Raw genomic sequence first — 12,524 nt, 5'->3', positions numbered from 1 at the left:
CGGGGGTCAGGTGGGGCGGTGTTCGGCGATGCGGGCGAAGTCCTCCACGTGGAGTTGCTCGCCGCGCTCGGAGGGGTCCACGCCCGCGGCGCGCAGCGCCGTCTCGGCCGCGGCGGCCGTGCCCGCCCAGGAGGCGAGCGCGGCCCGCAGCGTCTTGCGCCGCTGGGCGAACGCCGCGTCGATGACCGCGAACACCTCCTTGCGTGACGCGGTGGTCCGCGGGGGCTCCCGGCGGGTCATCGCCACCAGCCCGGAGTCGACGTTGGGCGCCGGCCAGAAGACCGTGCGGCCGACCGGCCCCGCTCGGCGCACGTCGGCGTACCAGGCCGCCTTGACCGAGGGCACCCCGTACACCTTGGACCCCGGCCCCGCGGCCATGCGGTCGGCGACCTCGCTCTGCACCATCACCAGGCCCTTGCTCAGGGACGGCAGCACCTCCAGAAGGTGGAGCACGACGGGCACCGCCACGTTGTACGGCAGGTTGGCCACCAGGGCGGTGGGCTGCCCGCCGAGCTCCTCGGGACGGACGCGCATCGCGTCCGCCTGGACGACGGTGAGGCGGGCCGCCACTTCGGGCGCCCGCTCGGCGACGGTGAGCGGGAGCTGGGTCGCGAGGACCGGGTCGATCTCGACCGCGATCACCTGGGCGGCCTCGGGGAGCAGTGCGAGAGTGAGCGACCCGAGCCCCGGCCCCACCTCGATCACGGTGTCGGCGGAGGTGACCTCCGCCACTCTGACGATGCGCCGGACCGTGCCGCCGTCGATGACGAAGTTCTGTCCGAGCCGTTTTGTCGGACGAAGGTCGAGCTTGTGCGCCAAATTACGTATTTCGGCCGGGCCCAGCAAGCCCACAATTGAACTCCCCATCCATTCAGTGTCTCGCACCGAACACTCCCCAGAGTCGGCGGACGAACCGCCTTCAATCGCCCTGCGAGCCGTAACCGATCTTCAAGCGGAAGGAAAGTGGGCATGGGTAGTGTGGCCACGCCAGGGAGTGAGGAGGCGTCGTCAATGGACCGTACCGGTGCGGACCCGCTGCTCCCTGCCGACCCTCCGGCCATCGGGCCCTATCGGCTGCTCGGCCGTCTCGGCCAGGGCGGCATGGGCACCGTCTATCTCGCCGAGGCGCCCACGGGGCGGCTCGTCGCCGTGAAGGTGGTCAAGGCCGAGTTCACGATCGACGAGGGCTTCGCCGTCCGGTTCCACGCCGAGGTCACCAACGCCCGTCGCGTCGCGTCGTTCTGCACCGCCGCGGTGCTCGACAACGGCAACGCCGACGACGGCCGGCCGTACATGATCACCGAGTACATCGCCGGGACGCCGCTGTCCAAGCAGATCTCCCGCTACGGCGCGCTGGAGGCGGGCACCCTGCACGGCGTCGCCCTCGGCGTGGCCGCGGCGCTCGCCGCCATCCACGTGGCCGGGCTGGTCCACCGCGACCTCAAGCCGGCCAACGTGATCCTGTCGATGTCCGGCCCACGAGTGATCGACTTCGGCATCGCCCGCGCCCTCGACGCCACGCAGGGTGTCACCCGGTCCGGCGAGTTGCTCGGCAGCCCCGGCTGGTGGGCGCCTGAGCAGGTACGCGGCGAAGAGATCACCCCGGCCGCCGACATCTTCGCCTGGGGGTGCCTGGTCGCCTACGCCGGCAACGGGCGGCACCCGTACGGGCGCGGCGACCTGATGACCCTGGCCTCCCGCGTGCTGACCGGCCGCCCCGATCTCGGCACGCTCCCCGCGCCGCTGGACCGGCTCGTGCGGCAGGCCACCGAGCCCGACCCGCGGCACAGGCCCTCCGCGCAGGAGTTGCTGATCGCGCTGGTGGGCGGCGACCCGACCGGCGCCACGCCGCCGCCCTCGCGGGCCGTGCCGGTGGACCCGCCGACGCTCGTGGCCAGCGAGATGCTGAACGAGTCCTGGGAACCCCCCGCGAACGTCGCCGCCGCCACGTCCGCCGAAGACCCCGCAGCCGCGGCCCTCCCCGCCGCAGGCCCTGATGACCGCCCTGAAGGACGCCCTGACGGACGCCCCGGCGAGCGTCCCGCCGCCGAGCGCCCCCTTTCCGAGCCCGTTCCCGAGGAGCCCTCCCCCTCCGGCCGCCCCCCGTCCAGGCCCCAGCCCTCACCCTTCGGCCGCACCCCCTCCGCGGCCGGCCCCGCGGCGTCCCCGGCCCCTGAGCGCACCCTCGTGGAGGGCGCTCTCCCGCAAGGGGCCACGGGGTCCAGGGGCCCCGGCGGGGCCGCCGAGGGCATCGGGGACGACGACGACACCAACCCCGGCCTGTCGCTCCCTGGCCTGGCCCTGCCGCCGCGTCCTTCGCCCTTCACCGCCCCCGGCTCCTCCGGAACGGCACCGTCTGGCGTGGCGCCCTCATCCGTGCCTCCCTCATCCGTGGCGCCTGCCGGCATGGCACCCTCCGGCACGGCACCCTCCGGCACGGCACCCTCCGGCGTGGCGCCCTCGGCCGTCACGCCCTCCGGCGTAGCGGCCGCCCGAGTGGCATCCCCCGGCGTGGCGCCCTCCGGCGCATCCATGGGGCCGCGGAACGAGGACACCCGTCCCTCCGCGGAGGGGACCGGGGCCACGGTGCCCTCACTGCAGCCCGCGACCGCGGCCGAGTCCCCGCGTAGGTCGAGGGGCCGTAAGTGGCTGGTGCCGGTGCTGACGGTGCTGGGCGGTCTCATCGTCACGGCGGGCGTGCTGGTGATGGTGCTGCCCGACCGCACCGCGGTCCGCGCGACCGGAGTGGCCGCCGTCACCGCGCCCACTCCCACCCGCGAGACCGACGTGGACCGGCGCTACACGACGGGCGACACGCTCGACGGCGCGCAGTTCGTCGTCCCCGCCCGGCCCCGGTGCGGCCTGACCTCCTACGAGGACGCCACGCCCGACGAGGGCCGGTTCTGCGTGATCAGGTGGACGCTGGTCAACCCCGGCGGCCTCCCCGTGGCCGTCGCGGCCACGCCGCCGGTGCTGGTGGACGACCGCGGCGGCGAGCACGATCCGCTCCCGGCGGCCACCCCGGCGCCCGGCACTCTGGCGCCCGGCGGCCGGCTCGACGGCGTGCTCGTCTACGACCTGCCGCCCGCCCGGGGGCCGGCCACCCTGAAGGTGCCGATCTCCGACACGACGACCATCGAGGTGCGGCTGTGACCCTGCGCTCCTTATCGGCCGCCCGCCTGACGGCCAGGGCCTCGCGCTCCTTATCCATCGTCTTACGGTCCTTGCCGGCCGCCCGCCTGACGGCCAGGGCCTCGCGTTGCCTGCCGGCCGCCCGTCTGACGGCCGGGGGCCGGCGGTCCTTATCGGCCGCGCTGCTGGCGGCCGGGCTGCTCGCCGCCTCCCTGACCGCGCCGGCCGCCCAGCGCGCCGAGGCCGCGGCCGGTTGCGCGAAGGCGAGCGCCGCCGACTTCGACGGCGACGGCCGCGACGACGTGGTCGCCGGCGACCCCCTGGCCGACGCCGGGGGCGTCAGCGGCGCCGGAGCGGTGCACATCCTGCCGATCGGCGGCGGCGACGGCCCCGGCGGCGGCCTGGTGATCACCGCGCCCGTCCCTCACCCCGGTGACGCCTTCGGCTGGACCGTGCGCACGACGCACTACGACGGTGACCGCTGCCTGGACGTCATCGTCGGCGCCCCGTACGCGGACGCCGGGGGCGCCGCCGACGCCGGAGCGGTGTACGTCATCCGCGGCGGCGCCTACGACGACCGGGTGCCGGCCGGAGCGATCACCGAGATCTCCGCTCCCGAGCCCGAGCGCGACGCCCATTTCGGCTGGTCACTGGCCGCCGCCCGGTCCGCCGGCCGCCCGGCGGGGGTGATCGCGGTCGGGGCGCCGTACGAGAACGCCGACCGCACCGGCGACTCCGGCGCCGTCTACCTGTACTGCGCCAAGCCCGAGGGCGGGACCGAGCCCGCGATGCGGGTCACCCAGCAGTCGGAGGGCATCGTCGGCAACAGCGAGGAAGGCGACATGTACGGCTGGTCGCTGGTCTTCGGCCGCTTCGGCGGGCGCGCCGACTCGGTCGACCTCGTCGTGGGCACGCCGTACGAGAACGACGACGGGGCCGGCAAGCAGGTCGGCGACGCGGGTAAGGCCGACACCGGAGCGGTCGAGATCATCTTCGACGCCGCCGAGGCCGGCAAGACCTACACCAGCATCAAGTGGAGCATCCCCGACTCGGTGCGGGGCGTCGCCGAGCACGCCGGCGACCGGTACGGGTACGCCCTGGCCTACGCCGAGTCCGGCGGCAGGCCGTACCTCGCGGCCGGCGCCCCGCTCGCCGACGTGGGCGGGGTGAAGGACGCCGGTCTGGTGCAGGTGTTCGGCCTGGGCAAGGACGGCAAGCCCGCTCCCGCACGGACGATCCGGCTCGGCGGCGAGGGCCTCGCGGACCAGCCCGCCAAGGCCGGGGCCGCGCTCGGCTGGTCGCTCGCCATGGTCGGGTCCGCCACGGCGCTGCGGCTGGCGATCGGCGGCCCGTTCGACTCCGCCGGCGCGCCCCAGGCGGGCGCGATCAGGCAGGTGCCGCTCAGCGGAGGGCCCGCCGCCGGGGTGCTGCGAGGGAGCCCGGAACGTCCGTACGACCACTTCGGCTGGTCGATCGCCGCCTTCGGCGCCGCGGACTCTTTCGGTCCCGGTGTGGGGCTGCTGGCCGGGGTTCCGGACCGGCGGGACGCTCCGGGCGGGGCGGTCGCGGTGCTGCGCGACGGCGCGGCGGCCCGGCTTCTCGTCCCGGGACGCGACGGGGTGCCCGTCGTCCCCGGCGGCGGGTCCGCCGACTTCGGCGCCGCCGTCAGCGGGTGAACAGCCGGTAGCCGCAGATCGGCCACTGGACGCGCCAGCGGCCGGCGAGCCTCTGGTAGAGGAGCTGGGCCCGGTAGGTCTGCTCGGCCGCCGGCCAGTCGAGCGGCGTCCTTGTGCCCCCGACCGTCTGCCACATGGGCAGGCTGAACAGGTACATCCCGTAGTAGGGTCCGGCCGGGTCGAACGCCTTCACATTGGCGAAGGTCGTGCACCGCGCCAGGGCCGCCCAGTTGAGCGCGGCCACGGCGGGGCTGACGGCCACCGTGTGGACCGGCGCGGCGGGCGCCGCCGGGATGATGCGGATCACCTCGCTGTCCTCGGGGAAGGCGTCCATGGGGGGACGCACCCGGTCTCCCTTGCCCAGGGTGATCTTCTCCTGGGCCAGCACCGAGCGCACCGTGCGCCCTGTGGTCACCGCCTCCAGCCGCACCCCGCCCCGCACGACCGTCACCCGGCGCTGCGTGCGGACGTCGAGCGCGAACCCCGAGACCGGGATCTGCCGCATCCGGGAGGCCGACAGGGTCGCCTTGCGGTCGTTCAGGTCGAACTGCTGGAGCACCTCCCCCACGTTGAGCGCGGTCACCGTGTGCATGCTCTTCCTGCCGTCCACGGTGAGCGCGAGCGGCCGGGCATGGCGCACGACGATGGACCCGCCGTCCGCGACGGGGGCGGCGGGCGGCGGGGACACCTCGTCGTGCGGGCCGACCTCGACCTTCACGGCGGTGAGCACGTCCCGCACCGTGCCGCCGAAGCTGCGGACCGTCGTCTCGCTGCCGTCCACGGCCAGCCGTACCTCCTTGGTCAGCCCGTGGCCGGTCAGCAGGCCTGCCGCGACGCCCGCCACGACCGCGCCCGCCACCCTGGCCCACACCCGCCGAGGCGGGCGCCGGCGGCGGGCGCCACGCGACCCGGCACGGCGCACGCCTCGTCTCGAGGCGGAAGATCGAACCACAGCGCGTCCTTCAGGTAGACCGAAGACCCGGTAGGGGCCGGTGGGCCGCGCGGTCAGGCCCCACCGGAGACCGGCTGCCGACGCTAGCGCGGGGGCGTCACGCCCCTCAACCAGAACACCGAAACCAATCCGTGACATTGGCTCGGCTTGAGGTCGTCGAATGCGGCCGACGGGTACACGAGCCGCCTAACGCACCGAATCGCCCGCGGTCTCGCACCACCTGGCGCGCCAGGCCGGTCACCAGGCACCGGAACGGCGCTCCGCCCTCGCGATCACCAGGCGCCGGAGCGGCGGCTCTGCCTTGCGGTCATCAGGCGCCGAGGCGTCGTTCTGCCCCCGGGGTCACCAGGCGCCGAAGACGCGTTCGCCGTTGGCGCTGATGGTGCGGGCGAGCTCGTCCACGTCCGCGGATCTCACCTCGGCCAGGCAGCGCAGCGTCAGCGGGATGAGGTAGGGCGCGTTCGGCTTGCCGCGGTGCGGGGTGGGCGGCAGGTAGGGGGCGTCGGTCTCGACCAGGATGAGCTCGGGCGGCGCCACCCGGGCCGCCTCACGGAGGTTGGCGGCGTTCTTGTAGGTGACGGGCCCGGAGAACGACATGACGTACCCCGCCTCGACGCAGCGCCTGGCCATGGCGGCGTCCCCGGAGAAGCTGTGGAACACCACCACGTCGGGGGCGCCTTCCTCGGCGAGGACGCGCAGGACGTCGTCGTGGGCGTCGCGGTCGTGGATCACCAGGGCCTTGCCCGTGCGCTTGGCGATCTCGATGTGCGCGCGGAAGGACGCCTGCTGGTCGTCATGCGAGGCCCAGTCGCGGAAGTAGTCGAGGCCCGTCTCGCCCACAGCGCGCACCCGCGGCTCGCCGGCGAGCTTCTCGATCTCGGCGAGGACCTCGGGCGTGGCGGCGTGCGCCTCGTTGGGGTGGATCGCCACGGCCGCGTAGACGTCCTCGTGCCGGCGGGCGGTCTCGGCGTTCCACCGTGAGGAGCGCAGGTCGTAGCCGACCGTCACCAGCCGGGTGACGCCGACCGCCCGCGCCTCGGCGAGGATGCGCTCGACCCCGCCGCTCGCGGCCTGCGCGGCGAGCGCCACCGGGTCTCCGGAGGACGCCTTGCGGTCGCCGACCATGATGTCCAGGTGGCAGTGGCTGTCGAAGACCTCCGCGCCGAGCGGTCTCGGCGCGGAGGGAAGGTCGGTCACCGGTGCTCCCCCATCGTGCTGCGGCGCGTCACTCGGACGGCGGGGTGTCGAGGCGGGCGAGCTCCTCGTCCACGACCTTGGGGTCGAGCTTGGCGAACAGCGGCGTCGGCGGGGCCAGCGGGACGCCCGCCCGGATGGGCTTGGACTCCCAGGTCGCCGCGCCGTCGTACTCGCCGGTGATGACCGGGTAGTGACGGCCGTCCTCGTCGTCCACCTCGCGGATCTGCGGCATGCCCGACCACACGCCCTCGCCGCCGAGCATGGCGTGCACCTTGTTCGACGAGCCGGGCAGGAACGGGGTGAGCAGGGTCTTGGCGTCGTCGACGACCTGGAGCGCGACGTGCAGGATGGACTTCACCCGCTCGGGGTCGTCCTTGAGCTTCCAGGGCTCCTGCTCGGCCAGGTAGCGGTTGGCGTCCCGGACGACGTCGAACGCCTCGGTGACGGCGTTCTTCAGCCGGGACCTGCCGAGCTCGGCGCCGACGGCGGGGAACGCCGCGCGGCTGCGCTCGAGCAGCACGCGGTCGGCGTCGGTCAGCTCGCCGGCCTCGGGCACCGCGCCGAAGTTCTTCGCGGCCATCGAGATCGAACGGTTGACCAGGTTGCCCCAGGCGGCGACCAGCTCGCCGTTGTTGCGGTTCACGAACTCGGACCAGGTGAAGTCGGTGTCCTGGTTCTCGGGGCCGGCCACGGCGATGTAGTAGCGCAGGGCGTCGGCGTCGTACCGCTCGAGGAAGTCGCGGACGTAGATCACGACCTGGCGGCTGGAGGAGAACTTGCGGCCCTCCATGGTGAGGAACTCGCTGGAGACGACCTCGGACGGCAGGGCGAGCTTGCCGAGGGAGCCCGGGGTGCCGCCCCGCGCGCCCTCGCCGTTGTAGCCCAGCAGCATCGCCGGCCAGATCTCGGAGTGGAAGACGATGTTGTCCTTGCCCATGAAGTAGTAGCCACGGGCGTCGGGGTTCTGCCACCACTGCCGCCAGGCGTCGGGGTCGCCGGACCGGCGGGCCCACTCGACGGAGGCGCTGAGATAGCCGATGACGGCGTCGAACCAGACGTACAGCCGCTTGTCGCCGCGGTCGCTCCAGCCGTCCAGCGGGATCGGCACGCCCCAGTCGAGGTCGCGGCTGATGGCGCGCGGCTGCAGGTCGCCGAGGAGGTTCAGCGAGAACTTGAGCACGTTGGGGCGCCACTCGCCCTGCTTGGACTGCAGCCAGGTGCCGAGCGCCTCGGTGAAGGCCGGCAGGTCGAGCATGAAGTGCTCGGTCTCGATGAACTTGGGCTTCTCGCCGTTGACCTTGCTGCGGGGGTTGATCAGGTCGATCGGGTCGAGCTGGTTGCCGCAGTTGTCGCACTGGTCGCCGCGCGCGCCGTCGTACCCGCAGATGGGGCAGGTGCCCTCGATGTAGCGGTCGGGCAGCGTGCGGCCGGTGGTCGGCGAGACCGCGCCCATCGTGGTCTTCGGGAAGACGTAGCCGTTGGCGTACAGGCCCTTGAAGATCTCTTGGGCGACGGCGTAGTGGTTGCTGGTCGTGGTGCGGGTGAACAGGTCGTAGGAAAGGCCGAGGGCGGTGAGGTCTTCGGCGATCACCCGGTTGTAGCGGTCGGCGAGCTCGCGGGGGCTCACGCCCTCTTTGTCGGCCTGCACCAGGATGGGCGTGCCGTGCTCGTCGGTGCCGCTCACCATCAGCACCTTGTTGCCCGCCATCCGCTGGTAGCGGCTGAAGACGTCGGACGGCACGCCGAAACCCGAGACGTGCCCGATGTGGCGGGGGCCGTTCGCGTACGGCCACGCGACGGCGGTCAAGATGTGCTGGGACATGGCACAAGCCTAGATGCCCCGGCGGAACGTCTCGAACCGTTTGCACGAGTGGCGCCAAGACGCCGCAGAGCCGCCCGGCACGCTGCCGGGCGGCTCTGGCGGAGGAACGGCGGGTCAGGCGGCCGGAGTGGCCTCGCGCTGCACGGCCTCGGCGGCCTCCTCGGCCGCGGAGGCGGCGACGTCGACCGGGGTCTCCTTGGTGCGGCGGATGCCGAGGATGCTGATGAACAGCGACGCGAAGATGGTCTGGAAGCTCATGATGAGCGCGGTCGCCGACGGGACGACCAGGCGAAGGGACTCGGCCGGGATGAGCGCGCCGAAGTTGCGCACCTGCCAGTGGGCCAGCGAGGCCACCAGGCCCCCGAGGCCGGCGAGAGCGAGCAGGCCGCCCGCCACCAGGCCCTTCTCCAGCGTCACCACGTCGACCAGCCGCGCGATGCGCCTGTCCTCCGGCAGGAAGCCCTCTTCGGCGGCGTACACCTTGGTGAACAGCGCGAACAGCACCGCCTGGAAGCCGATGACGACCCCCGCCGACGCGCCGACCAGGGTGTCGATGTCGAAGGCGAGCTTGCCGATGTAGACCGGGCCGAAGGTCAGCGCCGTGCCGACGGTCAGGCCGATGGCCATCAGGACCAGGCCGGGGATGAAGAACAGCCACCGCGGGCTGTACAGGAGCAGGAAGCGCAGGTGGCGCCAGCCGTCGCGCCAGGAGCGCAGGTGCGGCGGGCGGGAGCGGCCGTCGGGGCTGAGCGTCGTCGGCACCTCGCGCACGGCCAGGCCCTGCAGGGTGGCCTTGACGACCATCTCGCTCGCGAACTCCATGCCGCCGGTCTGCAGGCCGAGCTTGAGAATGGAGTCGCGGCGGAACCCGCGCAGGCCGCAGTGGAAGTCGCGGATGGCGCTGGGGAAGAACAGCCGGCCGATGAACGACAGCACCGGGTTGCCGAGATAGCGGTGCAGCGGGGGCATGGCGCCCGGGGCGATGCCGCCGCGGAAGCGGTTGCCCATGACGAGGTCGGCGCCGGCGCGCAGCTCCTCCACGAAGGGCAGCAGCGCGGTGAAGTCGTAGGAGTCGTCGGCGTCGCCCATGATCACGTAGCGGCCGCGCGCGGCGCGGATGCCGCCGATGAGAGCGTTGCCGTACCCCTTGGCGTCCACGTGGACCACCCGGGCTCCGGCGTCGCGGGCAAGCTGCTGGGATCCGTCGGTGCTGCCGTTGTCGGCGATCACCACCTCACCCTCGATGCCATGCTCCGCCATGCACGCCACTGCCTTGCGGACACACGTTTCGACGGTCTCCGCCTCGTTCAGGCATGGCATGACCACGGTCAGTTCCACGTCGAAACCCCTCGTTCGTGCCTCGATCATCGTCTGCGTAGTTCAACCATGATGCCCTCTGCCCCCCGGTGCTCGGGTCAAGACGTCGAAAGGGCTGGCATCCTGTAATCCATGGTGACCGTTGCCGACCCGGCACAGGCCGGCCTGCCGACGCCGCGCAGGGGTGCGCGCTTCCTGGGGTTTCTGAGGCGGCGGCGGCTCTTCGTGATCGCCTGCGCGCTCGGCGCGGTCCTGCGCGTGATCGCCATGCTGGGCTACGGGCCGGCGATGTGGTTCAACGACTCCTATGAGTACGTCTCGGTCGCCCTGCACCCCCGCCCGCACCCCATCCGCCCGGACGGGTACGGGTTCTGGCTGCTCATGCTCAAACCGTTCCACAGCTTCGCACTGGTGGTCTTTACCCAGCACCTCATGGGCCTGGCGACGGCGGTCCTCGTCTATGCGCTTCTGAGGCGCAAATTTGGGCTCCCCGACTGGGGGGCGACCCTGGCCACCGTGCCCGTGCTGTTCGACGCCTACCAGATCCAGCTCGAACACATGATCATGTCGGACACCATGTTCACCCTGCTCATCGTGGGCGTGGTCACGCTGATCCTGTGGCACAGGCGGCTGTCGTGGAAGGCGGGCGCCGCCATCGGCCTGCTGCTGGCGCTCACGGCGCTGACGCGCAGCATCGGCCTGCCGATCCTCGCCGTCGTCGTGGTCTTCCTGCTGATCAAACGCACCCACTGGAAACCCGTGGCCGCCGTCGTCATCGCCTGCGCGGTGCCGGTGGTCGCCTACATGGGGTGGTTCAACGCCGTCAACGGCCAGTTCGCGATGACGCAGAGCGACGGGCTCATCCTGTACATGCGCACCGCCAAGTTCGCCGACTGCACCAAGATCAAGCCTGATCTCCAGCGCGAGCAGGACCTCATCCCGCTGTGCAACAACCCCAACGTCGAGCGCAGCAAGTTCTCCCAGCTCTATCTGTGGAACAACGGGCTGGGCGAGGTCCTGCACCGCTACGGCACCGACAAGTTCGACCGCTCGATCAACGAAGCGGCGAGCAGGTTCGCCAGGCGGGCGATCCTCGCCCAGCCCGGCGACTACCTGTCCGCCGTCGTCGGCGACCTGCTGCGGAGCTTCCGCTGGGACCGCCATTCGCAGGCCGCCGTCTTCCCCGACCCCATCACCTGGAACCAGTACCAGTTCGACAGCAAGGGCGTGAGCGGCAGAGACCCGGTGCGGCTGCTGACGTCGCTGCCCCACTGGCCGAGCTACCTGGGCTGGACCGACCGCGACATGGTGGCCTACGAGCAGGGCAGGGCCAGCACCAAGGTGTACTGGCCGTGGGCGACGTTCATGGAGCGCTACCAGCGCGTCGCCGCCATGCCCGGCCTCGTGCTCGGGCTGGTGATGCTGGTGGGCGCGGCCGGGGTGGTCGTGCGCTGGCGCCGGCTGGGCGGGCCCGCGCTGCTGCCGCTGGTGGCGGCGGCCGCCCTGGTGGTCGCTCCGGCCGCCACCGCCGAGTTCGACTACCGCTACCTGCTGCCCGCCGCGCCGCTGGCCTTCCTGTCCGCCGCCATCGTCGTACGCCATGGCCTGCGCCCGTCCCGCTCCCGCGAAGCGGCGCCGTCCGAAGAGGCGCGCCTGGACCCCGCCGCGTAGCCTCGCCGTCCTTCCAGACGCGGCTGGATCCGCCGGGCTAGATCCAGCGGGGGAAGAACATGCGCCGGTACCACTCGTCGTAGGGCAGCAGCTCGGCCGACAGCACGGGGTGCAGCCAGGCGAAATTCGCGATGGCGAGCAGCATGAGCGCCCCGGTGACCGCGGCCCCGACGGCCCTGCGCCTCCCCTGCGCGCGCGCGGGCCCGATGAGCAGCCCGGCGGCCAGCACCAGCGCGAGGATCATGAAGGGCACTATGGGTGCCATGTAGAACAGGAACATGGTGCGGTGGTCGGTGATGGCGTAGTACACCCACGGCAGCAGTCCCACGCCGTAGGTCAGCAGCACCGCGCCGGCCCGCCAGTCGCGGGTGGCCACATACCAGGCCACCAGCGCGATCAACGCGACCAGCGCGCCGTACCAGATCACCGGCGTGCCCACCCCGAGCACCGCCTGCGAGCACTTGGCGGCCCCGCAGCCGTTCGGGCTCTCGTAGAAGAACGCGACCGGACGCAGCAGCAGCGGCCACTCCCAGGGCCACGACTGGTAGGCGTGCGGCCGGGCGAGGCCGGTGTGGAAGGTGAGCACCTGCAACTGGTAGTCCACCCACGACCGCGCCGAGCTGAACACCCAGTACCGCCATCCGCTGGAGGTGGCCTGGTCCCAGTTGCGGCCGTACCCGTAGGCACTGGCGAACCAGCCGGCCCAGCTGGCGGTGTAGGCGATGGCCGGAGCCGCCGCCAAACCCAGCAGACCGGT

Annotated in this window: 9 protein-coding genes; 3 read left to right on the top strand and 6 right to left on the bottom strand. The window is 72.6% G+C overall.

Translation table 11 applies throughout. The features are described from left to right. Positions 1–6: 6 nt before the first annotated feature. Positions 7–867, bottom strand: a complete 861-nt coding sequence (rsmA, locus tag ACFO60_RS25880) for a 16S rRNA (adenine(1518)-N(6)/adenine(1519)-N(6))-dimethyltransferase RsmA (RefSeq protein ID WP_380844753.1) — start codon at positions 865–867, stop codon at positions 7–9. 144 nt (positions 868–1,011) lie between these two features. Here rsmA and ACFO60_RS25875 point away from each other — a divergent pair, with 144 nt between their 5' ends. Both ACFO60_RS25875 and ACFO60_RS25870 read left to right on the top strand, forming a co-directional pair. Continuing rightward, positions 1,012–3,153 carry a protein kinase domain-containing protein gene (locus ACFO60_RS25875; protein WP_380844405.1) on the top strand — a complete coding sequence of 714 codons (2,142 nt, stop codon included), beginning with the start codon at positions 1,012–1,014 and terminating at the stop codon, positions 3,151–3,153. 71 nt (positions 3,154–3,224) lie between these two features. Then, positions 3,225–4,808: a hypothetical protein gene (locus tag ACFO60_RS25870; protein ID WP_380844402.1), complete on the top strand. Its 1,584-nt coding sequence runs from the start codon at positions 3,225–3,227 to the stop codon at positions 4,806–4,808. Here ACFO60_RS25870 and ACFO60_RS25865 read toward each other — a convergent pair. The 4 genes from ACFO60_RS25865 to ACFO60_RS25850 form a co-directional block, all read right to left on the bottom strand. Beyond that, complete coding sequence (locus ACFO60_RS25865; RefSeq protein ID WP_380844399.1) at positions 4,798–5,679, bottom strand: resuscitation-promoting factor; 882 nt, start codon at positions 5,677–5,679, stop codon at positions 4,798–4,800. The two genes, ACFO60_RS25870 and ACFO60_RS25865, sit on opposite strands and share 11 nt — an antisense overlap. Positions 5,680–6,102: 423 nt before the next feature. Then, a complete protein-coding gene (locus tag ACFO60_RS25860; protein WP_380844396.1) occupies positions 6,103–6,957 on the bottom strand; it encodes a TatD family hydrolase in 855 nt (284 codons plus the stop codon). Positions 6,958–6,985: 28 nt separating this feature from the next. Next, positions 6,986–8,779: a methionine--tRNA ligase gene (gene metG / locus ACFO60_RS25855; protein WP_380844393.1), complete on the bottom strand. Its 1,794-nt coding sequence runs from the start codon at positions 8,777–8,779 to the stop codon at positions 6,986–6,988. A 114-nt stretch (positions 8,780–8,893) separates the two neighbouring features. Beyond that, a complete protein-coding gene (locus ACFO60_RS25850) occupies positions 8,894–10,099 on the bottom strand; it encodes a glycosyltransferase family 2 protein (protein WP_380844750.1) in 1,206 nt (401 codons plus the stop codon). Between the two features lie 129 nt (positions 10,100–10,228). On the opposite strand from ACFO60_RS25850, the gene ACFO60_RS25845 reads away from it, so the two are divergent. Next, a complete protein-coding gene (locus ACFO60_RS25845) occupies positions 10,229–11,767 on the top strand; it encodes a hypothetical protein (protein WP_380844390.1) in 1,539 nt (512 codons plus the stop codon). A gap of 37 nt (positions 11,768–11,804) precedes the next feature. Here the strand turns inward: ACFO60_RS25845 and ACFO60_RS25840 are convergent. Beyond that, positions 11,805–12,524, bottom strand: a 720-nt coding sequence (locus tag ACFO60_RS25840) for a dolichyl-phosphate-mannose--protein mannosyltransferase (RefSeq protein WP_465269888.1), incomplete at its 5' end; no start/stop codon positions are given.

The organism is Sphaerisporangium dianthi, assembly GCF_042654065.1.
GTDB lineage: Bacteria > Actinomycetota > Actinomycetes > Streptosporangiales > Streptosporangiaceae > Sphaerisporangium > Sphaerisporangium dianthi.
Note: the sequence above shows the minus strand (reverse complement) of the source record. Positions and strands in the feature narration are given on the sequence as shown.